Genomic DNA, 23,211 nt, shown 5'->3' on the forward strand with positions numbered 1-23,211 from the left:
GTGAGGATAAGCCGCGCAGCTCTGCCGTTGCTGCTTGTGACGCATGCGGCGCGTCGGGTTTCAGAGCTAGGCGATAGCGTCTAAGCGGGATGCCGAAGGCCACGTATGAGTTGGCCGGCCCGAGGTAGCTGCTGCATGACGAGCCCGTCCCGTTCGATTGATCCCACGACCCCCATCCTCGTCGGTTGCGGCGACGTGACCGACATGACCACCCCGGTCACGGCGGGTCGCTCGCCCTTCGATATCGTGGCCGAGGCGGGCCGGCGGGCGCTGCAGGACGCCGGCGTCGCAGGGCTCGCGGCGAGCATCGATACCGTCGCCATGCTGCGTCTGTTCTCGGACACCTCCCACCGCTTCAAGTCGCAGCTTGGCACGTCGACCAATCCGCCCAAGAGCGTCGCCAATCGCCTGGGCCTCGCGGCGTCGCGCCACATCTACACCTGGAATGGCGGCAACATGCCGCAGTACCTGGTGAACACCTTCGCCGAGCAGATCGCCGCGGGCGCCATGCGGGCCGCGCTGATCGTAGGTGGCGAGGCGCTCAGGACACAGCACGGCGTGCAGCGGGGCGGCTTCGAGGTGTCCTGGGCCGAGGATCCGGGCGGCGAGCCGGAGCAGGCCGGCGATCCGCGTCGCGGCTGGAGCGACTACGAGGACCGGCACAACATGCGGGCGGCCATCACCATGTATCCGCTCATCGAGAACGCCATCCGCGGCAAGCGTGACCGCTCGGTCGACGCGCACCTGAAGGCCATGGCCAAGCTGTTCGCCCGCTTCGCCGCGGTCGCTGCCGCCAACCCCTATGCCACGCGGCGCGACGGCTATTCGGCCGAGGCGCTGGCCACCATCGACGACGACAACCGCTGGATCGGGCTGCCCTATCCGCGCTTGATGGTCGCCAACGCCTATATCGACCAGGCGGCCGCGGTGGCCATGACCTCGGTCGGCCACGCCCGCGAGCTCGGCATTCCCGAGGACAAGTGGGTGTTCCTGCACGGCTGCGCCGATGGCCACGACCACTGGTACCTGTCCGACCGGCCGGAGCTCGGCGCGTCGCCCGCCATCCGCGCCGGGGCGAAGCGGGCCTTCGCCATGGCCGGGCGGACCATCGAGGATGTCGACTTCTTCGACCTCTACAGCTGCTTTCCGTCGGCGGTGGAGATCGCCTGCCAGGAGATCGGCCTGTCGGAGGATGACCCGCGCGGCCACACGGTGACCGGCGGCCTGCCGTACTTCGGCGGACCGGGCAACAGCTACGTGCTGCACTCGATCTCGGAAATGATGCGGCGTGTGCGCAGCAAGCCGAGCAGCCTCGGCCTGGTGACGGCCAACGGCAACTACATCACCAAGCACTCGTTCGGCCTGTACTCCACCGAGCCGACGATCGGGCCCTGGCGCCGCGAGGATCCGCACGTGCTTCAGGACGAGCTCGATCAGCTGCCCACGGTCGCGGTGGCCGAAGCGGCGTCCGGGCCGGCGCGGATCGAGACCTACACGGTCATGTACGGCAAGAGCGCGCCCGACTACGGGGTCGTCGTGGGCCGGCTCGAGGCCACGGGCGAACGCTTCGTTGCCAACACGCCCGGCGATCCGGCCGTCCTGGCCGATCTCGTCGCGCGCGACGGCCTGGGGCGGCCGGGCCACGTGACCCACGCCGACGGCCGCAACACCTTCACGCCGGCGTAGCCGGGCGAAAGCCGACCGGCTGCGCCGCGGCGGCCGCGCTCTTCCTGAACGGCGGCTAAACCGGGCCTTCGCGGTTCCGTCAGCCTGTCCGGCCTACTGTATCGATCCTCGGCAGACGCCCGAGCGGGGGGCAACTCCGGAGGATCGAAATGAAACGCTCTGTGTTTGCGGCCTTGGCCGCCGCCGGCATGATCGCCCTCGGCAGCGGCTTCGCTTCATCCGCTCAGGCGGCCGTTGCCGGTCCGCAGCCGATCATGGCCGGCGACGTGCCCGTGACCAAGACGGCGATGATCTGCGGGCTGTTCGGCTGCCGCTGGGTGCCTGGGCCCTCCTACTACGGCTACGGCCCTCGCTACTACGGTCCGGCCTACTACGGCCCGCCGCGGGTGTTCGCACGGCCGCGCCCCTACTACGGGTGGTCCTACGGCTATCGCCCCTACTACGGGCCGCGCTGGTAGGTGGAGCCGCGCGAGAGCATTCCGCGATCGGATTGGGCTCATCCGATCGGATAGGGATGCTCCGGCTCGCTCGAGCTGAAGCGCTTCTCTCGAATCGGGAACGGCCTGATCGAGGGAGCGCTCCAGTGCGTCCAAGCGCGTAACAGCTGACCGCGAGTGGCCGCACGGCAGCTTCGGCGCGGTCGTACCCGCGCGTCACCGCGGCATCGGCTTGCCTGCAGAGCATCGGACCCTACGTTCAGATGTGTTGCCCCGCACGCCGGGCTCTGAATGCAGTGAGATAAATGTCGATAAGCTTAATGCTGACGCACCCCGCGAATCGAGCGTGTAAGCCTAGCCGAGTATGTTTGTTTGCAAGGAGCGTCGGCAAGCTGAGCCGTTCGGCCCGGCGCTCTTCGTGAACGTCGGATGAACCGGACTTTAGTGTTTTGGTCAGTCTCGGGTGTCTACTCTGCCGATACTCGGCGAGCGGCCGAGACGGGGGCACTTTCGGAGGACGATATGAAACGCGTTGTGTTGGCGGCCGTCGCCGCAGCCGGCATGATCACCCTGGGTGCAGGCTTCGGCTCGCCCGCCCAGGCCGCGGTCGCCGGCCCACAGTCCGCAGTGGCCGGTGCAGCCCCCATCGACAAGACGGCCACAGTGTGCGGGCCTTATGGCTGCCGCTGGGTGCCGGGCCCCGGCTATTATGGGCGCAGGTACTATGGCCCACCGCGCTACTACGGTCCGCCGCGCTATTATGGCCCGCCGCGTGTCTACGGTCGGCCGTACGGCTATCGCCGCGGCTACTACGGTCCGCGCTGGTGAGTCCGGCCCGTGGCGCCGCATACGCCGCCACGATTTAGGGCGTCGGATCCAGGTGTGGGCACCGGCTCCAGAGCAATTCCCGATCAGATGGACTCATCTGATCGGGTAGACATGCTCCAGGTCTTTTCATCTGGAGCGCTTCTCGCTGGTCGGGTGGGTTCCCACGACCAGGAAGCGCTCAAGGGTGAATCCGCTGAGATAAACACATAAAGCGGCAGCGCCGACACCGTCGGCGCTGCCGCTCCAGCAATGGCAAGCGGAGCCCGGCACAAGTGACCGGCTCCGCACCAGACGCCCCGATCGGCGTGACGACTACCGCAGGATCATCGCGATCATGGCGCCGCCGAGCAGCGCGCACGCTCCGAGGACACCTCCGATGGAGAAGCGGTCGAGATTGATCATGTGAAGTTCCCCTTTGTTCGATGCCCGCAAGCTAGGCCTGATCCGTGTTCGCTGCGGTGCGGCCGGACACGCCGCGCCACGCGTGGGCTCGTGGCGGTGTGCCCGTGCAGCGGTGCCGTCGTGCTGCGCGACCTCCTGACCTCATTGACAGTTCTGTTTCGGAACTCTAACAGTGCCTGCAACACAGCGACGCGCCGCCGGGGCGGCGGCGCGCGCCGCCGTGCAGCTCACTGGGAGGAACGAGCGATGGCCAAGACGGTCGATTTTCTATTCGATTTCGGCAGCCCGAACGCTTACCTGTCGCATCTCGTCATCCCCGAGATCGAGCGGCGCACGGGGGCGACCTTCGTCTACGTTCCCGTCCTCCTCGGCGGGATCTTCAAGGCGACGGGCAACCGCTCGCCGGCGGAGAGCCTCCTCGGCATCAAGAACAAGCCGGAGCATATGCAGAAGGAGACGGAGCGCTTCCTGCGCCGTCACCACATCACGCGCTATCGCCACAACCCGTTCTTCCCGGTGAACACCTTGCAGCTGATGCGCGGCGCCGTGGCGGCGCAGGTTGAGGGAGTCTTCGAGCCCTACGTCGAGACGGTGTTCAGCAGCATGTGGGAGGAGCCCAAGAAGATGGATGACCCGGAGGTCTTCCGGGCGGCTCTGGTGGCCGCGGGGCTCGATGCGGACCTCATCCTGCGTCGTTCCCAGGATCCCGACGTGAAGGGAAAGCTGATCGCCAACACCGAGGCGGCGGTGGCCCGTGGTGCCTACGGCTCGCCGACCTTCTTCGTCGGCGACGAGATGTTCTTTGGCAAGGACCAGCTGCGCGAGGTGGAAGAGGAGCTGGCAGCCGCACCGGCTCGCTGACTCGCGCAACGTCACGGCCGGACCTGGTCCGGCCGTGACGACGGTGGTCATGGCGCACCGCGGCAGGGGCCGGGCGTGCGCGCCACCGCGGGATGCGCGAGAGGGCGCGCATGTGCCCTGCCGGCCCGCCGAGGCCCGTGCTAGACGGCGGCCATGGCGTGGTACGAGCTCCTCAAGTTTGCCCACATCCTTGGCGCGGTCGTCATCCTGGGCACCGGCACCGGCATCGCCTTCTTCATGCTGATGGCGCACCGTTCCGGTGACGTCGCCCACATCGCCGCGACTGCGGCGACCGTGGTGGTGGCCGACCTCCTGTTCACCGCCACGGCCGTCGTGCTGCAGCCGGCGACCGGCTTCTGGCTCGCCCGCATGACGGGCGTGCCGCTCATCGAGCCTTGGGTTGCGATCTCGCTCGGGCTCTATGTCATGACCGGCCTGTTCTGGCTGCCGGTGGTCTGGATGCAGATCGAGATGCGCGATCTGGCGCGCCAGGCCGCGCGGACCCGTACGGCGTTGCCGCCGCGGTACCATCGGCTATTCCGGCTCTGGTTCTTGTTCGGTTTCCCCGGCTTCGGCTCGGTCATCGCCATCCTGTGGCTGATGATCAGCAAGCCCGGCTTGTGACGCCGATGGCCCGGGTCCTGGTCCTCGGTGCGTCCGGCCTGATCGGCTATCGGCTGGCTTTGGGGCTGGGCGCACTGGGCCTGTGCGTGACGGCCGCGGCGCGGCGGTTCGAGCCGTCCCAGGCAAGCGCGCTCGGGGCCGACGCGGTCTGCCGTCCGCTGGTCGGCGGCGGCCCCGAAGGGCTCGGTCCTCTGTTCGACGGGGGCCCGTTCGACGCCATCGTCAATTGCGTGGGCGCGCTGCAGGACGCGCCCGGACAGGACGTCGATGCGGTGCACACCGGCTTCGCCGCGGATCTGGTTGCCGCCATCGGCCGGCACAGCCCGTCGGCGACGCTGGTGCATCTGTCCGTTCCCGGCGCCGCGGCGACGGATCAGACGGCCTTCAGCCGCAGCAAGCGTGCCGCCGAGCAATACGTGCGGACGTCAGGCCTGTCGCATGTGATCCTGCGGCCGGGCTTCGTGATCGCGGCCGACGCCTATGGCGGCAGTGCCTTGATGCGGGCGCTCGCGGTACTGCCGCTCGAGCTGCCACAGGCGCTGGAGGCGCGGTCGTTTGCGCCGGTCGCCGTCGCGGACATCGTCGCGACGGTCGGCCATATCGCCGCGCGCGCAGCAGATGGCCAGCGATTCGCGGCCACGTGGGACCTGATGGTCGCCGAACGGGTCACGGTCGGCGACGTGCGCGACGCCTTCGCCGCCCATCTGGGTGCGCCCGCCCGGCGGCGGCTTCGACTGCCGGCATGGGCGCTGGGCCTGGGGGCCCGCGCCGGCGATCTGGTGTCCCGGCTCGGCTGGCGCCCGCCGGTGCGGACCACGGCGCTGGCGGAGCTCAGCCGCGGGGTCGAGGGCGATCCGCGCCCGTGGATCGCCGCGACCGGGCTTGTGCCGACGGCGCTCGCCGATGCCACCCGCGTGCTGGATACGGTGCAGGAGCGCTGGTTCGCCAGGCTCTACCTGCTGAAGGCGCTGATCGTCGCCAGCCTCTCCGCCTTCTGGATTATCTCCGGAGCGGTGGCGCTGCTCGCGGCCAGGGATGAGGCCGCGGCGATCCTGGCCGGGCACGGCTTTTCGGCCGGATCGGCACAGGCCGCGACGTGGGCGACCGGGCTCCTCGATATGGTCATCGGCGCCCTCATCGCCGTCCGGCCGACGGCGCGCGCCGGGCTCGCGGCCGGCATCGTCGTATCGGTCGCCTACCTTGCGGCGGCCACCCTGCTGGCGCCCGAGCTGTGGGCCGAGCCGCTGGGCGCGCTGGTGAAGACCGGGCCCGCCATCGTGCTGATGCTGGTCGCGCTCGCCATGGCCCCGTCGCGCTGATTGGTCCTGGCGACGCTCCAGCAGGACGGTCCCCCGATGGCCGCCGCATGCAAAAGTTAGTGGAAGCCGGCGGCCGATCGATTAAGCAGCGATGGCATCAATCCACCATGCAAGGGGAGGCTCTGAAATCATGAAGACCCGCATCACGGAATTGTTCGGCATCAAGCACCCGATCATCCAGGGCGGCATGCATTATGTCGGCTACGCATCGCTGGCGGCCGCCGTCTCGAACGCGGGCGGCCTCGGCATCATCACGGCGCTGACGCAGCCGACGCCGGAGGATCTCGCCAAGGAGATCGCCAAGTGCCACGAGCTGACCGACAAGCCGTTCGGCGTCAACCTGACGTTCCTGCCGTCGTTCAACGCCCCTCCGTATCCTGAGTACATCCGCGCCATCATCGAAGGCGGCGTTCGCGCCGTGGAGACGGCGGGCCGCAGCCCGGAGGAGCACATGCCGGCGCTGAAGGCGGCGGGCATCAAGGTCATCCACAAGTGCACGTCGGTGCGTCACTCGCTGAAGGCCGAGCGCATCGGCTGCGACGCGGTCAGCGTCGACGGCTTCGAATGCGGCGGTCATCCGGGCGAGGACGACGTGCCCAACATGATCCTGCTGCCGCGGGCGGCGGAGGAGCTGAAGATCCCCTTCGTCGCCTCGGGCGGCATGGCCGACGGCCGCAGCCTGGTGGCGGCCATGGCGCTGGGCGCGGAAGGCATGAACATGGGCACGCGCTTCATCGCCACGGTCGAGGCGCCGGTGCATGACAACGTCAAGCAGGCGCTGGTCGACGCCGACGAGCTGCAGACACGGCTGATCATGCGTCCGCTCCGCAACACCGAGCGCGTGCTGACCAACGCGGCCGTCGAGCGCATCCTCGAGGTCGAGCGGGAGAAGGGCGCCGCCACCACCATCGCCGACGTGCGCGAATACGTGGTCGGCGTGCAGAACCGCCGCGTGCTGCACGAGGGCGTGATGGACGCCGCTGCCTGGAGCTGCGGCATGGTGGCAGGCCTCATCCACGACATTCCGACCTGCCAGGAACTGGTCGACCGCATCATGGGCGAGGCTGAGGCCATCATCCGCAAGCGGCTGGAAGGCTTCCTCGCCGCCGCGTAAGCGCCGCGCGCGGGCACGATAGAGCCCCGCCAGCGAGATCGTCGCGGCCTCAGGCGGTCCCGACGATCTCGCCGTCGAGCGCCCGCTCGATGGCGGCCGCCCGCGCATAGGGCGAGCCGCCGCTCGGCGGATGCACCAGATCGCGGGCGCAGAGCATGAGCCCGCGCCACTCCTCTTCCGTCATCGGCCGTCCGCTCTCACGCTCGCGGCGGAAGTCACGCAGGGCGATGCGAAGCGCCCCCTCCGGGTCGTTCGACGGAGGCAGGCGCGTGAGGCGCTCCAGCAGCAGGACAACTGTCGTGTTGGGCATGGCGCTCTCCCCGGTCCCGGTCAAAGACGCGCTCCGCCCGTAGACTAGTGGCCGAGCCAGCGTCTTCAAGCCTAATTCCGTTGCCGGAACGGTCGGCGTGGGTCCGCTTCGGACGGTTCCTTGAGGCGGCCTCCGCTCAGGGGCGCCAGAGCGAGGGAGCCGTCCTCGGCTTCGGCGCTACCGCTGCCACCGCCGATGACGGGGGCTTGTGCTTGGCGGAACCAGCGTCAGGCTGCACAGTTGGCTGGAATAGGGCCCGCGCTCCGGGCGCGGCCGATGTCGAGCGGAGGCGCTCGTGGCGGACAAGGCACTGACGACGTACCGCGCCAAGCGGGATTTCACCAAGACCGCGGAGCCCAGCGGCCGCGACGAGGTGCAGGCCTCGAACCGCCGCCGTTTTGTTATCCAGAAGCATGCGGCGACGCGCCTGCACTATGACCTCAGGCTGGAGCTCGACGGCGTCTTCAAGTCATGGGCGGTGACCCGCGGGCCGTCGCTCGATCCCCAGGACAAGCGTCTCGCCGTGGAGGTGGAGGACCACCCGCTCGACTACGGCGATTTCGAAGGCACCATCCCCAAGGGGCAGTATGGCGGCGGCACGGTGCAGCTGTGGGACCGCGGCTATTGGGAGCCCGAGGGCGACACGCCGCCCGAAGCGGCGCTCGCCCAGGGTGATTTCAAGTTCACGCTGTATGGAACGCGCCTGAAGGGCAGCTGGGTGCTGGTGCGCATGAAGCGCGATCGCAACCGCGGCAACCGCACCAACTGGCTGCTGATTAAACATCGCGACGAGTTCGCGGTCTCAGGCGACGGTGCGGCCATCCTCGACGACGACAGCTCGGTCGCGTCCGGCCGCACCATCGCCGAGATCGCCGCGGGCCGGGGGCGTCCGCCCAAGCCGTTCATGCTGGCCGACGGCATGGACGCCGACGCCGTCTGGGACTCGCGCCATGGCCTGGCCGCCGATAAGCGGACGGCCGACGCCGGATCGAATCCGTCCGCATCCAGGCGTGTGGGGGCGGGCGGCGGCAAGACGAGCGGCGGCAGGACCAGCGGCGGCAAGACGAGTGGCGGCAAGACGAGTGGCGGCAAGACGAGGCCACCGGTTGCGATGCCGGAGTTCATTCCGCCGCAGCTGAGCGAGACCGTCGGACGGCCGCCCGCCGGTGCCGGTTGGGTGCACGAGATCAAGTTCGACGGCTACCGCATTCAGATGCATGTGGCGGCCGGGCGCGTCACGCTCTTCACCCGCAAGGGCCTGGACTGGACCGATCGGTTCGGCGCCGTCGCCCACGCCGCCCGCGCGCTGCCCGATTGCATCGTCGACGGCGAGGTGGTGGCGCTCGATCACAACGGCGCGCCGAATTTCTCCGCCCTGCAGGCGGCCTTGGCGGAGGGCGCCAGTGAGGACTTGCTGTTCTATGGCTTCGACCTGCTCTACGCCGACGGCGAGGACCTGCGCGGCCAGTCGCTGTCGGAGCGCAAGGCCCGGCTTCGCGCCATCATCGCGGCCTTGCCGGAGGTCGATGGCCAGTTGATCCGCTACGTGGAGCATTTCGAGGCGGGTGGCGATGCGGTGTTGCGCTCGGCCTGCAAGCTGTCGCTGGAAGGAATCGTCTCGAAACGGCTGGACGCGCCCTATCAATCCGGCCGCAGCCAGAGCTGGGTGCGTTCGAAGTGCCGGGCGGGTCACGAGGTGGTGATCGGCGGCTGGACCACTACGGGCAGCAAGTTCCGCTCGTTGCTCGTCGGCGTCCACCGCGGCGACCGCCTCGTTGCGATCGGGCGGGTCGGCACCGGCTATAGCCAGGCCAAGGTCGACCAGCTGCTGCCGCGGCTCAAGGCAGTCGAAAGCAGCCGCTCGCCCTTTTCCGGCGAGGGCGCGCCCCGAAAGACGGCCGGGGTGCATTGGACGCGGCCCGAGCTGGTGGCCGAGATCGAGTTTGCCGGCTGGACGGATGGCGGCCAGGTCCGCCAGGCGGCGTTCAAGGGGCTGCGCGACGACAAGCCCGCCGCGGAGGTGCAGGCCGAACACCCGGTCTCCCCCGAAGCGATCGATGCAGCCGTCGCCGCGACGCCGCCCGCCGCCGGGAGCTCGCCGGCCGGGCGTGGTGGGGCGGCCAACCCCGTCGTCAAGCCGATCGTCATGGGCGTGCTCATCTCCAAGCCCGACAAGCCGCTGTGGCCGGCCGAAGCCGGCAGCGCGCCGATCACCAAGCTCGACCTGGCGCACTACTTCGAAGCCGTTGGCTCCCAGCTCATCGCGCACATCGAGGGGCGGCCATGCTCGATCGTTCGCGCCCCCGACGGTATCGACGGCGAGCGCTTCTTTCAGCGTCACGCCATGCGCGGCATGTCCAGCCTGCTCGAGCTGGTGACGGTTTCCGGCGACCGCCAGCCCTATCTGCAGATCGATCGCGTCGAGGGCCTGGCGGCGGTGGCCCAGATCGCCGCCGTCGAACTGCATCCGTGGAACTGCGCGCCCCACCAGCCGGAGGTGCCAGGCCGGCTGATCTTCGATCTCGATCCAGGGCCCGACGTGCCGTTCACGGCGGTGGTCGAGGCGGCGCGCCAGCTGCGCGAGCGCCTGGAGGGGCTCGGCCTCGTCAGCTTCTGCAAGACCACCGGCGGCAAGGGCCTGCACGTCGTGACACCGCTCGACACCGCCACAATCGGATCGACGGCGCAGCCGACCTGGCCCGAAGCCAAAGCCTTCGCCCAGGAGCTCTGCCGCCGCATGGCGAGCGATCAGCCAGACCGCTACCTGATCAACATGGCAAAGAAGCTTCGGCCCGGCCGCATCTTCCTCGACTATCTGCGCAACGACCGCATGGCCACCGCAGTCGCGCCGCTGTCGCCCCGTGGCCGGCCCGGTGCGACCGTCTCGATGCCGCTCACCTGGCCGCAGGTGCGTGCCGATCTCGATCCGAAGCGGTTCACCATGCGCACCGTGCCGCAGCTGCTCGCCAAGAGCAGCGCATGGGCCGACTACGGCGAGGCCGCCCGTCCGCTCGCGCCGGCGATCGCGCGGCTGGGCTCGTCCAAGGCCGCCGCCTGACGGATTCCGGCGCCTGCGTCGATGAGCAAGGCGGATCCGCTATCCACCGGGGCCGCGAATCATGCCGCGGCCGGCGCGGATGACGCTTGACGCTCGCCGCTGGGGTTGGCAAATAAGTTATTGAAAGCGTTCACTTTTTAATCGTTCTAAAGAGCGACGGATGATCGTTTGTTCGTGTAACGTGCTGACCGACAAGCAGGTGCTGGCCACGTTGGAGAGCGAAACGGCGGGCCAGCCGCGTTCACCGGGGCAGGTCTATCGCTGCTTGGGCTGCAAGCCGAGTTGCGGCCGTTGCCTGATCCGGGTCCGACAACTGCTCGAGGATGCCAGGCTGTCCGCTTGCGAGGTCGGCTGCGCCACCTGTCCGGCGGCAGCGGAGCCGGAATGGGCGAGGGCGGCCGGAGAGCGGCCGGTGCGCATCTCCGTGCCGGGTGCGCGGCGCTATCGGCGGCCCGAGCCGCAGCCCGGCGCCGACATCCTGGTGGCGCAAGCGGCCGAGTAGGCTGCACTCCGAGAGCATTTCCTTGGAATCTGGAGCGCTTCCCGGCGATCGGATGATCCCATTTGATCGCGAAGCGCTGGAGCCGTGAGCGGCGAGGGCCGTCCGGCGACTCCGGCGCTCCGAATTCAAAGCGCGTTGACATGCGGCCGGGACTTGCGTTTGGCGTCGGCCCGGCAGGCCACGCCTGTCGTAAGCGCCTGCCCCATGCATCGCACGCGTTCTCCGCTTCCCGACGACGCTTGACTGCGGCTGCGGTCGCGCGGCGGCGCTTTTCCGCGGCTCGCCCCTTGCGTCGCAAGGCACTCGCCTCTAGTTTAGAATGATCCTAAGGAGGCGGGTACGCATGAAGGGCGACGCGAAAGTCATCGAGTATCTCAACCGCGGCCTGCGCAGCGAGTTGACGGCGATCAACCAGTATTGGCTGCACTACCGCATCCTGGACAATTGGGGCTTCAAGGCGCTCGCCAAGAAGTGGCGGGCGGAATCGATCGAGGAGATGCACCACGCGGATCGGTTCACCGACCGCATCCTTTTCCTCGAGGGCTTCCCCAACATGCAGGTGCTCGATCCGCTCCGGATCGGCCAGACTGTGACGGAGATCATGGAAGCGGACCTGGCGGCGGAGAACGACGCACGCACGCTCTACCAGGAAGCCGCCACCTATTGCCACAGCGTCAAGGACTATCCGTCGCGGGACCTGTTCGAGGCCTTGATGACCGATGAGGAAGGCCACATCGATTTTCTCGAGACTCAGCTCGAGCTGATCAGCCGGCTGGGCGAGCAGCTCTATTCGCAGAACCACATCGGCGAGCTCGACCACGACTGAGCCTGAGCTCCTGGACGGCCGGTTCACGCCGGCCGTCACTGCGGCGGCGCGCTGGCTTCAGGCGCCGCTGCTGTATGCCAAGATGAAGAGATAGAGCGACAGCTCCGCTTCCGTTTCCGTGCAGCGTTTGCCGCGCCAGACCGGTGGTTCGGCCTGTCCGCTCGCGCGGCTACTCCGCCAGCACGCGCGTCGCCGGCATCACGATCTCCACCAGCGTGCCCTCGTCCTTGGCGCTGGTGATGGCCAGGGCGCCGCGGTTGGCTTCCGTCAAGGCCTTGGTCAGCGGCAGCCCCAGCCCCGTTCCCGCAGCGCGGCGCGTCGTGGCGAGCTGACGGAAGGGCTGGAGCGCCGCCTCGACCTCGTCCTGCGACATGCCGATACCCGTATCGCGCACGCGCAGGACAACCTCGCCGCTTTCGGTCTGCGTCGTCGAGATGATCACCTGTCCGCCGGCCTCGGTGAACTTCAAGGCGTTGGCCAGGACGTTCAGCACCACCTGACGCAACGAGCGCTCGTCGGCGACGATCGCCGGCAGGCGCGCGGCGAGCGACGTGCGCAGGACGACGCGCTCGCGGTTGGCCTGCTGCTGCATGATGGTGACGCAGCCGGTGACGAGGGCATTGAGGTGCACGCGGGTGAAGTCGAGGTCGAGCTTGCCGGCCTCCACCTTGGCGAGATCGAGCAGGTCGTTCACCAAGCTGATGACGTGGCCGCCGGATTCGTGGATGCCGCGGACGTATTCCCGATAGCGCTCATTGCCGATGGAGCCGAAGCGCTCCTCCAGCATCACTTCGGCGAAGCCGATCATGGCGTTGAGCGGCGTGCGGATCTCGTGGCTCATCTTGGCCAGGAAGTCCGACTTCTGGGCGCTGGCCTTCTCGGCCAGCCGCCTCGATTCCAGCAACTCGCCCTCGGCCTTCTTCCAGGCGGTCAGGTCGCGCAGCACCGCGCAGTATTTCGCCTCGGCGGCGTCGCCGACGCGGCCCAGCGTCATGAACAGCGGACAGCGGCCGCCTTGACGCACGCGCCCCGTGACCTCGCGGCCGTCGTTCAATACGCTCGCCATGCTGCTGGATTTGAGCCCGTCCAGGTAGTCGAGCGCGATGCCGTGGCTCTCCGGCGCCAGCACAAAGCCCAGACTTTCGCCCACCACTTCGGCCTGATCGTAGCCGAACAGCGCCTGCGCGGCCCGGTTGAGCGAGAGGATCCGCCCGGACGCGTTGAGCAGGATGACGCCATCGGTCGCCGTGTCGAGGATGGCCGTGAGCTCGGCTTCCTGCCGCTCGTGCTCCGCCAGCTTGGCACGGAGCGCCGCGATGCGCGGCTCGGCCGGCTCGGCTTTGACCGGCTGGGCGCTGATCAGCGTTGCGGGCTCGCCCTGCCAGTCGAGATCCACGATCTCCGCATCGACCGGCAGGCGCAGCCCGTCGGCCGTGGTCAGCGTGAGCCGCGCGCTGCGACGCGTCGACATGACAGGGCCGCCGAACACCTGATCGAGGCCCGCCGCCCCGATGGCGCTGACGCCGGGGTATCTGGCCAGGGCGAGAAAGGCGCGGTTGGCATAGAGCACGCGCTCGCCCCGATTGACCATCACGGCCAGCGGGATCCGGTCGAGCGCGGCGCTGCCGGAATCGGGCGCGACCTGGCGATGGTCGGGGCGAGCCGGCGGGGCCGTGGCAGCCTCCGCGGCGCTGCCGACAGCTTCCGGCTCGACCAACGGCAGGGAAAGCTCCAGCTCGGCCAGTGCATGATCCAGCGGACATTCGCTGTTGGACGCCGGCGCCTGCGCGTCCGCATCGCCTGGCACGGCGCCGGAGCCCATCGGCGCGGCGTCGTCCGGCGCATCGTCGTCGAGGCGGGCGCCGAGCGCCTTGGCGATCTCGCGCAGCGCCTGCCGGTCCCCGGCCGACAGTGTCGGTCTGGCGGGCTGGCGCCCCGACGACGAATTGCCGCGGCTCGCCCCAGGCGAGGCGGAGCCGGCGGGGGCAGGGATGTCCGACGGTTGTCGCTCCGTCTCGTGTGGAGCGCCGTCGGCGCGGGCTACCGTCGGAGCAGCGGGGCGGAATGGCACCACGCGTGATCCGTTGCGGTCGTCAGGCGCGCCCGCCTGTGTGCGCGATGATCGAATCTGCGGCGGCGGACCGTACAGGTGCGCCTCGCGTCGGCTGGGCGCCGGCTCGTCCGGTGGAGGAGAGGGGGGCTTTGGCAAGTCGAGCTTGGGCGAAGCAGACTTGGGCGAAGCAGGCCTGGGCCAGGCGATCTCGGTCTCGTCGTGCAGCCGGACGAGGCCGAAGCCGCGCTGACCTTCGAGCTGCCCTGAACCGTCCATGATCGGCACGCCGGCGAGCTCGACCGCGACGGCCGTCGACGTGGCGTCCACGCGCCAGCGCACCGTCCTGCCCGACCAGGTCTCATGACCGCCAAGGGCGGCGGCAACCGCCCCCTGGTCCACGACCACGTCGCTGAGATCGGCCCAGGCGCACCCGACGATGGCGGACGCCTCGCCGACCACCTGTTTCAGCTCCGGCGAAACGGAGACGAAAACCCCCGCTTCGTTCGTCTGCCAGACGAACCTCACGGTCGGCCGCGTGGCGGCAAGCGCGCGCAGACGCTCGAGCGGCGTGGGGGCCGCCGCTGGCGGAACCGGGGCGGCCAGCGCGGCCGCGGGCTCCGTCCTCGTTGGCTGCCACGGCCTCGCCTTGCTCCACGAGGCGGGGATGGCGGCTGCGGCCTCGACCAGAATGCCGGTGCCGCCGCGGGCCAGCTGCACGTGGCGATTGGTGCAGGCGAGCAGCACCGGCCCGCTGGCGCCGTCGAACCGCAGCCGCTCGACGCGGACAGCGCCCGGCCGCAAGGTGGCGGCGAGCTGCCTGAGCCGCTGTTGGCCCGATGCCGACAGACGCTCGGCGAAGCCCCGACCGCGCGCGGACGACCACAGCAGGGCGCCGTCGGCAGCCCATAGGGCGCACGTTGCCGTGTCCGCCACGTCCGGACCGGCCGTCGAAGGAGCCAGGAGGCTCGCCAGGGCTTCGCGACCGTGCGTGTCGGCCATGGTGCAATCAGCGTCGGGGACGGATTCAGGTCGAGGTGAGCTTAGCAGCTTCGATCGACGAACGTCACTGCCCCCGGCGTTTGATTATCGTCGTCTCCAGTACAAAGTTAACGTGTAAGCTGTGCGCGGCGCAGGCCTTGATAGTGCGTTGCACAATGTGATATTGCATCGCACAATCGCCAAGTCGATTTGATCGCTTCGTCAGGGAGATTACGACCATGGACGCCAGTAAATTCACCCCCAAGTTCGAGATCCCCGAGGACATGCGCGACTTCGCCGAGAAGAGCGTCGAGCAGGCCCGTAAGGCCTTCGACGGCTTTATCGGCGCCGCCCAGAAGGCGATGGACACCTGGGAAGGGTCGGCCAAGACCATGCGCTTGGGTTCCTCGGATCTGCCGCGGAAGACGCTGAGCTATGCCGAGCAGAACATGCACGCGGCGTTGGACCACGCCCAGCGGCTGGTGCGGACGAAGGACGTGCAGGAGGCTCTGAAGCTGCAGTCGGACTTCGTGCAGGCGCAGTTCGTGGCGTTGCAGGAGCAGGCCAAGGAGCTGGGCGCCGCCATCCAGAAGAGTGCGAGCGAGGCGGCCGACAAGGCCAAGACCTCGATCTAGGGCATCGGACCCAAAACGCGGGCCGGACCCGGGCCGGCCCGAAGCTGATGGCAGCGGCAGCTCGGATTTGGCGGAGCTGCCGCCGCAGGACGCGGGTGGCGACGCACCCGCTGCATTGGCGGGCCTGAGGTCGGCGGAAGCCTTTCGCCGATGAGCAGGAGGCCGGGGAGGCGGAAGGGGCAGCGAGGGTAGCATCATGGCAGGCGAGAAACCGACAAGCTCCGGACCGGCTGGCCCGGTGAAGCAAGCTGCTCCGGCCAAAACTGCTTCGGCCAAAACTGCTTCGGCCAAGACCGCTCCTGCAAAGCCCGCGACCGCGGCGTCGAGCAAGACGCCGTCGGCGAGTGGCGTGGTGGAAGCGCCGGCAAAGCCGGTTCGCCGCACGGCGGTCGCCGCTGGCGCGAAAGCGGCCACCGCTCAGCCTCCGGTGGCGACCAAGCCTGCCGCCAAGTCTCCAGCCGCCAAGCCTCCAGCCGCCAAGCCTCCAGCCGCCAAACCCGCTGCTGCCAAGCTCTCCGCCGCCAAGCAGCCCGTTGTCGATTCGCCGTCGGCCGAGCGCGTGTCTGCCAAGCCCGCTGTTGCCGAGTCTGCTGCCGGCAAGCCCGCTGTCGGCAAGCCGGCGAGCCCGCCGGTCGAGGCGAAGGCACCGCAACCGGCGCCTGTCGCCGCCAGCCCACTCGTCGCGGAGGCCAGCCCGGCCAAGGTCGCGGCGGTCGTGGTGCCGCCGATCAAGACAGCCGCCGGGCAAGCTGCGGCGCCGACCCCCTCGCGGAGCACGCCGGCTCCGAAATCGACGCCGAAGCCGGACCGCGCAGCCGCAGTTGCCCCGCAGCGCTCCGCCGCGCGGTTGGCGGAGGATCCGCGGGCCGTGGCCAAAGCCGCGGGTCTGAACGACGGCGAGGTGAGCGAACCGCTTGCCGTCGCCGAGGCCTTCGTGGCGGCGACCCAGGAATTCACCCACCCTGCTGCCCTGGTGCAGCCGGTTGCTGCGGTGCTCGAGGCCCGGTTCGGACCGAAGGCCCTCGCCGCATCGCAAAGCCTGCTGGAGCTCAACACCAAGATTCTCGATCTCTGGCGCGCGCAGGCCGAATCGACCATGTCGCTCTGGCAGGGCATGGCCGGCGTGACGACGCTCAGCGAAGCTGTTCAGCTGCAGACGAGCCATCTGCGTAAGCACTACGAGGAGACCAGCCGGCGGGCCAAGGACATCGCCCAGACCGCCGTGCGCATGGCATCGGGATTGGCGCCCGAAGCCAAGGTCGAAATCTTGCCGCCGTCCAAGGACCGCTGAGGCCCGCAGCTCGGCGTGGACAAAAGCTGGGGACGACGTCCGGACATCTTGCCATGGGCCCACTTTGCCCATAGGTTCCGCCTCTCCGATGCAGCTGTAGCTCAGTTGGTTAGAGCGCTAGATTGTGGATCTAGAGGTCCCCCGTTCGAGCCGGGGCAGCTGTACCATCGTTCCCAAATCATTCGTTCCCAAATCATTCGTTCCCAAGTCATCCCGACGGAGCCAAGTCATCCCGACGGAGCCGATCTCGTCGCCACGGCGGGCCTCGTTGACCCGCTCGTCGTGATGATGTCAAAGCTCCGCGGCGACGTCGCCTGGGCCTGTCGAGGTTCGTCCGGACGATGTGGCTCAATGCCGCACGAATGGGGGAATGATGCGGTTTATTGAGACGTTTCAGACCTACGACTTCATCGATACCACGGCCAGCCTGTTCTTTGCCTTCGTCCTAGGCACGATCATCGGCATTGAGCGCCAATACCGGCAGAGAACGGCGGGTCTTCGGACCAACGTTCTGGTGGCCGTGGGCGCAGCCGCCTTCGTCGATCTGGCGACGCGCATCCAAGGCGCGGAAGGCGCGGCGCGCGTCATCTCCTACGTGGTGTCCGGCATCGGGTTTCTGGGTGCCGGCGTGATCATGAAGGAAGGCCTGAACATCCGCGGGCTGAACACGGCGGCAACCCTGTGGTGCTCGGCCGCCGTCGGGGCGTGCGCGGGCGCGGACATGGCAGCCCAGGCGGCGTTGGTGACGCTGTTCGTCATGGCCGGCAATACCTTGCTCAGGCCGGTGGTGAACGCCATCAACCGCATCCCGCTCGACGAAGAGGCATCGGAGGCAACTTACGAAGTGAGCGTGGTGAGCGCGCGGGAGACTGCAGACCGCGCCAAGGACGAGCTCGTTGCGCACCTGGAGGCCGCGAGCTATCCGGTGGGGGACCTGGAGGTCGTCCATCGCCCCGACGCCACCGAGGAGATCGTTGCCAAGCTGGTCAGCACCTCGGTCAAAGCGGGCGAGCTCGACGCCGTCGTCGCCAAGCTCCTGCAGGTGCCGGGCATCTCGCACGCCACCTGGAATTCGAGCACGGGCGACTGAGGCCACCGCCTCTTGGCCGGACGGTACGTCAGCTTGGCGCCCGAGAGAGTTTAGCACCCACGCGAGTTTGGCACCAAGGTGAGGTTGGCGACGGGGGGCGAGGCAGGTTCCGACGGCCTGCCGGCCATACGCTCAGCGCAGGCCGACGACGCACGTCCGGAGCGCTTCGCGATTGGGTGGGCTCACCCAATCGCGAAGCGCTCCAGATGCAAAAAATACATCCGATCAGATGTATTCACCTGATCGGGCCATGCTCTAGGCCAAAGCGTCCCCGTGTCCCGACCTGCGGGACGGCTACGCTCAGGACAACGTTCGACCTCAGGCCGACGGCTTGGAGCGCTTGCGCGCCGACGTCGACGCCGACTTGGCTGCGCTCGCCGTCCGTCCAGCGTCGTTGGCGGCGGCGCGGCGGCGGCGCTGCTGACCAAGGCCCATGGATTTCGCCAGTGCCGAGCGAGATGCCGCGTAGTTCGGCGCCACCATCGGGTAGTCGGCCGGAAGGTTCCACTTCGCCCGATACTGCTCGGGCGTCATGTCGTAGGCCGTCCTGAGATGCCGCTTCAGGGACTTGAACTTCTTGCCGTCTTCCAGGCACACGATGTGGTCGGGCGTGACCGACTTCTTGACCGGTACGGCCGGCGCCTGCGGCTCGGCCGGCGGCTCGACAGCACCCGTCGACAGCCTGGCCAATGTATCGTGGATTGAGCCGATCAGCTGAGTCAGTTGGACGCCATCGGTCTGATTGTTCGCCACGTATGCGGCAACAATCTCCGCGGTCAGCTCGATAAGATGTTGGGGTTCTGGGGTGTCCGTCATTGAATCAATCCTCTAACGGATCGAGAAACTAAGCATTGTTCGCAAAATTGCAACGCTGAATGGACAGATAACTTCAAATTTGTTTGTCAGATTCGTGCCGCAGGTTAATGGCCGGTGCCATGGCGCGGTTGACTGCCGAGGGCGAGCGACCGAGGCTCTCGCCCTACGGCACTCTCGCCCGGCTAGACCGGACGGGTCTGTGGCCGCTGCCGTGCGTCTCCTGTCGCGCGATCGCGTGCGCCGTGGCCGTCCAAGGCCTGCCACGGGCGAGGCCTGCGCTCAGGATGGCCGCGCCGGCGTCTTGCGGTCGGCGCCCGACGGCGGCGCCTTCGCCGTATGGCGCTTGTCGCGCGGCGCCCGCGTAACGGACGACGGGTCGCTGGCGGGGAAGCTGTCTTCGATCGACTTATCCAGCGCCTTCTGCTCGCGTTTATCCTCTGTGCGGCCGGTCGATTGCGTGCTCATGGTCCGTCTCCCTGCAATAGCAAGAGAACAGATCGTCAGGCGCCCCAGTTCCGGGCCTCCAGGTCTGGCGCTTTCACGGTGAGGTCGAGGCTCCCGGACGTGAAGGAAGAGGCCGAATGCAAAGCCGCTCGGTTCTGATCGACAAAAGACTTGGCGCCTCCGCCGCTTTAGCTGTCGGCCGACGAGCCGGCGACGACGATGATGTGCAGCGTGCGGGGGCCGTGCGCGCCGAGCAGCAGCGTGCGCTCGATGTCGGCCGAGCGGGATGGGCCGGTGATCCAGTTGACCGTGCGCGGCATTTCGCCGCTGTTGCCGGCCCGCAGCCTCGCCCAGGCATCTTCGTAGTGTCCGAGGAGATCGTCCGCGTCGAGCACGACGACATGATTGTCCGGAAGGAAGTTCAGGGTCGTCGGATTGTCCCGTCCCGACACCATGACGAGCGTGCCGGTTTCAGCCACCCCGGCGTAGGCGTGGCTCACCGCATTGAGATCGCTTCCGGCGCTCGGCCCGACGCTGATGCCGAGGGCCGTCGCGCCCCAGGGCATGGCCGCCAGTCGCGGGTCGTCGCCCATGCGCAGCGTGGCGGGCAGATTCTGCTCACGCAGATAAGCGGCCACCGCCTGCGGGACGTCGTCCGGCGTCGGCACGACGGTGACGGTCGCCTGTACCGCTTCGGCGTAGCGCCTGAACAGCGCGATGCGATCCGGGCCGGTCACGTCGCCCCGTTTCGGCACGACGCCACGCGCCGCCAGCCTCAGCCGTTCGTCCACGGTGGCCTGCCGCGGCGCCTCGCGGCCGCTCACCCCGAGCGAGCGCCGGATATTGCTCAGGACCTCGTCGCGTCCGCTGCTCATGGGGCTGTGTCCGTCATGTGAAGGGGCGGGCCGAGGCCCGTCGGCCATGGCTTGGAGCGGGATGATCTTTGAGCATGATCTTGTCTAAAAACCGGGGGCCACTTTTGGGGATCATGCTCTAGGCGCGGCCGCCCCGCTCGGCGCGCCAGCGCGCCTGGAAGGTGGCTCCTTCGGGCGCCGGAAGGTCGCGGTATTCGGTCCATCCGCCAGCGAAGGGCAGGCGGCGGAAGCGGCCCCGCGCCCGGCCGGCAAGCCCCAAGGCCGCCATCGCCGCTCGCGACGCCAGGCGGTAGAGCGCCGGCCGTTTCGCAAAGAACGCCCAGAAGGCCAGGCCGCTGCGGGTCACCGCCGGGGTCAGATGACGTTCGAACTCGCGCTCGCGCCAATGCCGCATCAGCTTGGGCAGAGGAATGCGGACCGGGCACACCTCCTCGCAGCGACCGCAGAATGTCGATGCGTTCGGCAGGTGCCCGGCCTTGTCGACACCGATGAGCGAGGGCGTGAGCACGGCGCCGATCGGGCCCGGATAGACCCAGCCGTAGGCATGGCCGCCCACGGTCTCGTAGATCGGACAGTGGTTCATGCAGGCGCCGCAACGGATGCAGCTGAGCACGTCGCGGAACGCCGTGCCGAGCATCGCCGAGCGGCCGTTGTCGAGCAGCACGACATGGTAGGCGCCGGGGCCGTCGGCATCGCCCTGGCGGCGCGGCCCGGTGGAGAACGTCGTGTAGACCGAGATGTCCTGCCCGGTGGCGGAGCGGGCCAGGACGCGCAGCAGCTGCGCGCAGTCCTCGAGCGTCGGCACGACCTTCTCGATGGAGGCGAGCACGATATGCGCCTTGGGCAGTGTCTGGGTGAGATCGCCGTTGCCCTCGTTGGTCACGATGACGGAGGTGCCGGTCTCGGCGATCAGGAAGTTGGCGCCGGTGATGCCGACGTCCGCCGCCAGAAACCGCTGGCGCAGCACCTGGCGGGCCTCGGCGAGCAGGTTGACGGGTTGCGACAGGTCGCGGTCCCTGGGCAGGTCGGTGTGGACGCGCCGAAAGTCGGCTTCGATCTGCTTGGCGCTCAGGTGCAGCGCCGGACCGATGATGTGCGAGGGCATCTCGTGGCGAAGTTGGATGATGTATTCGCCGAGGTCGGTCTCCACCGGCACGATGCCGGCGGCCTCCAGGTGATCGTTGAGCCCGATCTCCTCGGCGATCATGCTCTTGCCTTTGGTCACCGTCCGGGCGTCGAGCGACTTGCAGAGCGAGGTGATGATGGCGCGCGCCTCGGCCGCGTCGCGGGCGAAGTGCACCTGGCCTCCGCTCGCGGTGACCTTGTCGACATAGCGCTCCAGATAGAGGTCGAGGTGCGCCAGCGTGTGCTGCTTGATGTCGTGCGCGGAGTCGCGCAGCGCCTCGAACTCCGGGAGCTGCCCCGCCGCCTCCCGACGACGCGCCGCGAAGCCCTCGCGCATGCCGCTCAGCACGGCCTGCAGCTGGGCGTTCTGCAGCGCCTGGCTGGCGTTGGTCTTGAAGGCGGGGGAGGTGATAGGCGCGACCATGGGGAGCCCAACCTTCAGATAGCAGTCATGGCGGCGAGGCGGCCGCGGAGCATCGCAATCAGTGCCCGGAGGGCTTGGGGGCGCCGATCGGCGGCACCTCGGTCGTGCCCGCCAGCACCTCCGCCACGTGGCGCACGGCGATGTCGTGCCCCTCGCGCGAGAGCTTGCCGGCCATGTTCAGGAGACAGCCCAGATCACCGGCGACCAGCATGGAGGCGCCCGACGCGACCGCGCGGCGCGTCTTCTGGCCGACGATGGCATTGGAAATCTGTCCGTACTTGACCGCGAACGTGCCGCCGAAGCCGCAGCAGACGTCCGCATCCGTCATCTCGACGAGCTCGAGACCCTTGACCGACGCGAGCAGCCGCCGGGGCTGGGCGGCGACACCCAGCTCGCGCAGGCCGGAACAGGCGTCGTGGTAGGTCGCCGTCCCCTGGTACTCCGCGTCGACCGTGGTGACGCCGAGCACGTCGACCAGGAAGCTGGTCAGTTCCCAAGTCTTGGCGGCGAGCGCGCGCGCCTTGGGCAGCCAGTTCGGATCATCGGCGAACAGCTCGGGATAATGGGCGCGGATCATGCCGGCGCACGATCCCGACGGCGCCACGACGTAGTCGAAGCCCGAGAAGGTCCGGATCATCTGCTCGGCGATGCTGCGGGCGTTGGCGCGGTCGCCCGAATTATAGGCCGGTTGTCCACAGCAGGTCTGGCTCGGCACCTCGACGCTGCAGCCGGCCTGCTCGAGCAGCTTGACGGCGGCAAAGCCGACCGACGGTCGCATCAGGTCGACGAGACAGGTGACGAACAGGCCGACGCGGGGCCCGCTGCTCTTGGGCATCGTACTCCTCCACCTCACGCACAGCCCGCCCCGCTCGAGTGCTTCGCGATCGGACGGGAGCTCAGTCGATCGGAGAGACGCGCTCCCGCTTAGACAATCTGAAGCATGTCTATCCGATCAGAAGAGCACACTTGATCGAGAAATGCTCCAGGCATGCTTGGCGTTGCCGGCTCTGCGCTCTCGACGTTGACTGGCTCGGGCGTTCACGAGCCCGTCTTGCCATCGGCGTCGAACCGCTTGAGGTAGGCGATCAGATCGTCGATGTCCTTGTCGTTCTTGATGCCGGCGAAGATCATTTTCGTCCCTGGGATCTTCGCCTTGGGATCGCGAATGTAGTCCTTGAAAGTGGCCTCGTCCCAGGTCAGGCCGGAGGCCTTGTTGGCCGCAGAATAGCTGTAGTTGGGGGCGCTGCCGGCCTTGCGCCCGATCAGGCCGTTGAGCTCGGGGCCGACGAGATTGCGGGCGCCTTCGCCGATCTGGTGACAGGCCCTGCACTTGAAGAAGATCTTCTCGCCTGCCGTTGCCTCCTGGGCGAAGGCCGGACTCGCGCCGACGAGCAGGCCGACGAGCGCAAAGGCGGCGGTGAAGCGATCCATGGGGCGCGGTCTCCAACTGTACGCGACGCTCGAGCCAGCGGCGGTCACGGCCGCCGATGGAACGACCGCGTGCCTTTAGCAT

The 23,211-nt window shown here is 68.4% G+C and carries 20 protein-coding genes, 1 tRNA gene and 1 pseudogene; 14 read left to right on the forward strand and 8 right to left on the reverse strand.

Annotated elements, in window-relative coordinates; translation table 11 throughout:
- Window positions 1-135 precede the first annotated feature (135 nt).
- The 7 genes from ACZ5PO_RS20445 to ACZ5PO_RS20475 all read left to right on the forward strand — a co-directional run bounded on the left by ACZ5PO_RS20445 (window position 136) and on the right by ACZ5PO_RS20475 (window position 7,271).
- Window positions 136-1,686, forward strand: coding sequence for an acetyl-CoA acetyltransferase (locus ACZ5PO_RS20445; protein ID WP_464183503.1), 1,551 nt, complete (start codon window positions 136-138; stop codon window positions 1,684-1,686).
- 149 nt (window positions 1,687-1,835) lie between these two features.
- A complete protein-coding gene (locus ACZ5PO_RS20450) occupies window positions 1,836-2,144 on the forward strand; it encodes a hypothetical protein (protein ID WP_464183504.1) in 309 nt (102 codons plus the stop codon).
- A gap of 501 nt (window positions 2,145-2,645) precedes the next feature.
- Window positions 2,646-2,951, forward strand: coding sequence for a hypothetical protein (locus ACZ5PO_RS20455; protein WP_464183505.1), 306 nt, complete (start codon window positions 2,646-2,648; stop codon window positions 2,949-2,951).
- A gap of 648 nt (window positions 2,952-3,599) precedes the next feature.
- Window positions 3,600-4,214 carry a DsbA family protein gene (locus ACZ5PO_RS20460; protein ID WP_464183507.1) on the forward strand — a complete coding sequence of 205 codons (615 nt, stop codon included), beginning with the start codon at window positions 3,600-3,602 and terminating at the stop codon, window positions 4,212-4,214.
- A gap of 153 nt (window positions 4,215-4,367) precedes the next feature.
- Window positions 4,368-4,838 carry a DUF2269 family protein gene (locus ACZ5PO_RS20465; RefSeq protein ID WP_464183508.1) on the forward strand — a complete coding sequence of 157 codons (471 nt, stop codon included), beginning with the start codon at window positions 4,368-4,370 and terminating at the stop codon, window positions 4,836-4,838.
- A 5-nt stretch (window positions 4,839-4,843) separates the two neighbouring features.
- Window positions 4,844-6,157, forward strand: a complete 1,314-nt coding sequence (locus ACZ5PO_RS20470) for an SDR family oxidoreductase (protein WP_464183510.1) — start codon at window positions 4,844-4,846, stop codon at window positions 6,155-6,157.
- Between the two features lie 130 nt (window positions 6,158-6,287).
- The gene (locus ACZ5PO_RS20475; protein WP_464183512.1) at window positions 6,288-7,271 is read left to right on the forward strand and encodes an NAD(P)H-dependent flavin oxidoreductase; all 984 of its coding nucleotides are present in this window, start codon (window positions 6,288-6,290) and stop codon (window positions 7,269-7,271) included.
- 49 nt (window positions 7,272-7,320) lie between these two features.
- Here the strand turns inward: ACZ5PO_RS20475 and ACZ5PO_RS20480 are convergent, their stop codons facing one another.
- The gene (locus tag ACZ5PO_RS20480) at window positions 7,321-7,581 is read right to left on the reverse strand and encodes a hypothetical protein (RefSeq protein ID WP_464183513.1); all 261 of its coding nucleotides are present in this window, start codon (window positions 7,579-7,581) and stop codon (window positions 7,321-7,323) included.
- 295 nt (window positions 7,582-7,876) lie between these two features.
- Here ACZ5PO_RS20480 and ligD point away from each other — a divergent pair, with 295 nt between their 5' ends.
- The 3 genes from ligD to bfr all read left to right on the forward strand — a co-directional run bounded on the left by ligD (window position 7,877) and on the right by bfr (window position 11,967).
- Window positions 7,877-10,639: a DNA ligase D gene (gene ligD / locus ACZ5PO_RS20485; RefSeq protein WP_464183514.1), complete on the forward strand. Its 2,763-nt coding sequence runs from the start codon at window positions 7,877-7,879 to the stop codon at window positions 10,637-10,639.
- Between the two features lie 160 nt (window positions 10,640-10,799).
- Complete coding sequence (locus ACZ5PO_RS20490; RefSeq protein WP_464183517.1) at window positions 10,800-11,141, forward strand: (2Fe-2S)-binding protein; 342 nt, start codon at window positions 10,800-10,802, stop codon at window positions 11,139-11,141.
- A gap of 343 nt (window positions 11,142-11,484) precedes the next feature.
- Complete coding sequence (bfr, locus tag ACZ5PO_RS20495; protein WP_464183519.1) at window positions 11,485-11,967, forward strand: bacterioferritin; 483 nt, start codon at window positions 11,485-11,487, stop codon at window positions 11,965-11,967.
- Between the two features lie 169 nt (window positions 11,968-12,136).
- On the opposite strand, the gene ACZ5PO_RS20500 is transcribed toward bfr, so the two are convergent.
- Window positions 12,137-15,019 (reverse strand): PAS domain-containing sensor histidine kinase, encoded by a 2,883-nt coding sequence (locus ACZ5PO_RS20500; RefSeq protein ID WP_464183520.1) that lies wholly within the window; start codon window positions 15,017-15,019, stop codon window positions 12,137-12,139.
- Between the two features lie 218 nt (window positions 15,020-15,237).
- On the opposite strand from ACZ5PO_RS20500, the gene ACZ5PO_RS20505 reads away from it, so the two are divergent.
- The 4 genes from ACZ5PO_RS20505 (at window position 15,238) to ACZ5PO_RS20520 (ending at window position 18,014) form a co-directional block, all read left to right on the forward strand.
- The gene (locus ACZ5PO_RS20505; RefSeq protein WP_464183521.1) at window positions 15,238-15,633 is read left to right on the forward strand and encodes a phasin; all 396 of its coding nucleotides are present in this window, start codon (window positions 15,238-15,240) and stop codon (window positions 15,631-15,633) included.
- Window positions 15,634-16,060: 427 nt separating this feature from the next.
- The gene (locus ACZ5PO_RS20510; RefSeq protein WP_464183522.1) at window positions 16,061-16,924 is read left to right on the forward strand and encodes a phasin family protein; all 864 of its coding nucleotides are present in this window, start codon (window positions 16,061-16,063) and stop codon (window positions 16,922-16,924) included.
- 90 nt (window positions 16,925-17,014) lie between these two features.
- Window positions 17,015-17,091 (forward strand) — tRNA-His (locus ACZ5PO_RS20515).
- Between the two features lie 206 nt (window positions 17,092-17,297).
- Entirely contained in the window at window positions 17,298-18,014 is a 717-nt protein-coding gene (locus ACZ5PO_RS20520; RefSeq protein ID WP_464196952.1) for an MgtC/SapB family protein, read from the forward strand.
- Between the two features lie 405 nt (window positions 18,015-18,419).
- Here ACZ5PO_RS20520 and ACZ5PO_RS20525 read toward each other — a convergent pair.
- The 6 genes and pseudogenes from ACZ5PO_RS20525 to ACZ5PO_RS20550 form a co-directional block, all read right to left on the reverse strand.
- A pseudogene (locus tag ACZ5PO_RS20525) lies at window positions 18,420-18,830 on the reverse strand (Ros/MucR family transcriptional regulator); the annotation flags it as partial.
- Between the two features lie 279 nt (window positions 18,831-19,109).
- On the reverse strand, window positions 19,110-19,295 hold the full coding sequence (locus ACZ5PO_RS20530; protein WP_464183523.1) for a hypothetical protein: 186 nt from the start codon (window positions 19,293-19,295) through the stop codon (window positions 19,110-19,112).
- A 167-nt stretch (window positions 19,296-19,462) separates the two neighbouring features.
- Window positions 19,463-20,149, reverse strand: a complete 687-nt coding sequence (locus ACZ5PO_RS20535; RefSeq protein ID WP_464183525.1) for a LutC/YkgG family protein — start codon at window positions 20,147-20,149, stop codon at window positions 19,463-19,465.
- A gap of 118 nt (window positions 20,150-20,267) precedes the next feature.
- Window positions 20,268-21,698, reverse strand: a complete 1,431-nt coding sequence (locus tag ACZ5PO_RS20540) for a LutB/LldF family L-lactate oxidation iron-sulfur protein (protein ID WP_464183526.1) — start codon at window positions 21,696-21,698, stop codon at window positions 20,268-20,270.
- A 58-nt stretch (window positions 21,699-21,756) separates the two neighbouring features.
- Window positions 21,757-22,533: a (Fe-S)-binding protein gene (locus ACZ5PO_RS20545; RefSeq protein WP_464183528.1), complete on the reverse strand. Its 777-nt coding sequence runs from the start codon at window positions 22,531-22,533 to the stop codon at window positions 21,757-21,759.
- A gap of 203 nt (window positions 22,534-22,736) precedes the next feature.
- The gene (locus ACZ5PO_RS20550; protein WP_464183529.1) at window positions 22,737-23,129 is read right to left on the reverse strand and encodes a c-type cytochrome; all 393 of its coding nucleotides are present in this window, start codon (window positions 23,127-23,129) and stop codon (window positions 22,737-22,739) included.
- Window positions 23,130-23,211: the final 82 nt, after the last annotated feature.

This window comes from Chelatococcus sp. KU-N122, assembly GCF_055391085.1.

What these genes read in the sequence shown, in the direction of transcription:
- bfr (WP_464183519.1), top strand. Translation starts at nt 11,485, where the DNA reads ATGAAGGGCGACGCGAAAGTCATCGAGTATCTCAACCGCGGCCTGCGC.
- ACZ5PO_RS20550 (WP_464183529.1), bottom strand. Translation starts at nt 23,129, where the DNA reads ATGGATCGCTTCACCGCCGCCTTTGCGCTCGTCGGCCTGCTCGTCGGC.
- ACZ5PO_RS20540 (WP_464183526.1), bottom strand. Translation starts at nt 21,698, where the DNA reads ATGGTCGCGCCTATCACCTCCCCCGCCTTCAAGACCAACGCCAGCCAG.
- ACZ5PO_RS20480 (WP_464183513.1), bottom strand. Translation starts at nt 7,581, where the DNA reads ATGCCCAACACGACAGTTGTCCTGCTGCTGGAGCGCCTCACGCGCCTG.
- ACZ5PO_RS20470 (WP_464183510.1), top strand. Translation starts at nt 4,844, where the DNA reads ATGGCCCGGGTCCTGGTCCTCGGTGCGTCCGGCCTGATCGGCTATCGG.
- ACZ5PO_RS20535 (WP_464183525.1), bottom strand. Translation starts at nt 20,149, where the DNA reads ATGAGCAGCGGACGCGACGAGGTCCTGAGCAATATCCGGCGCTCGCTC.
- ACZ5PO_RS20530 (WP_464183523.1), bottom strand. Translation starts at nt 19,295, where the DNA reads ATGAGCACGCAATCGACCGGCCGCACAGAGGATAAACGCGAGCAGAAG.
- ACZ5PO_RS20465 (WP_464183508.1), top strand. Translation starts at nt 4,368, where the DNA reads ATGGCGTGGTACGAGCTCCTCAAGTTTGCCCACATCCTTGGCGCGGTC.
- ACZ5PO_RS20505 (WP_464183521.1), top strand. Translation starts at nt 15,238, where the DNA reads ATGGACGCCAGTAAATTCACCCCCAAGTTCGAGATCCCCGAGGACATG.
- ACZ5PO_RS20490 (WP_464183517.1), top strand. Translation starts at nt 10,800, where the DNA reads ATGATCGTTTGTTCGTGTAACGTGCTGACCGACAAGCAGGTGCTGGCC.
- ACZ5PO_RS20520 (WP_464196952.1), top strand. Translation starts at nt 17,298, where the DNA reads ATGCGGTTTATTGAGACGTTTCAGACCTACGACTTCATCGATACCACG.
- ACZ5PO_RS20460 (WP_464183507.1), top strand. Translation starts at nt 3,600, where the DNA reads ATGGCCAAGACGGTCGATTTTCTATTCGATTTCGGCAGCCCGAACGCT.
- ACZ5PO_RS20545 (WP_464183528.1), bottom strand. Translation starts at nt 22,533, where the DNA reads ATGCCCAAGAGCAGCGGGCCCCGCGTCGGCCTGTTCGTCACCTGTCTC.
- ACZ5PO_RS20445 (WP_464183503.1), top strand. Translation starts at nt 136, where the DNA reads ATGACGAGCCCGTCCCGTTCGATTGATCCCACGACCCCCATCCTCGTC.
- ACZ5PO_RS20455 (WP_464183505.1), top strand. Translation starts at nt 2,646, where the DNA reads ATGAAACGCGTTGTGTTGGCGGCCGTCGCCGCAGCCGGCATGATCACC.
- ACZ5PO_RS20475 (WP_464183512.1), top strand. Translation starts at nt 6,288, where the DNA reads ATGAAGACCCGCATCACGGAATTGTTCGGCATCAAGCACCCGATCATC.
- ACZ5PO_RS20450 (WP_464183504.1), top strand. Translation starts at nt 1,836, where the DNA reads ATGAAACGCTCTGTGTTTGCGGCCTTGGCCGCCGCCGGCATGATCGCC.
- ACZ5PO_RS20500 (WP_464183520.1), bottom strand. Translation starts at nt 15,019, where the DNA reads ATGGCCGACACGCACGGTCGCGAAGCCCTGGCGAGCCTCCTGGCTCCT.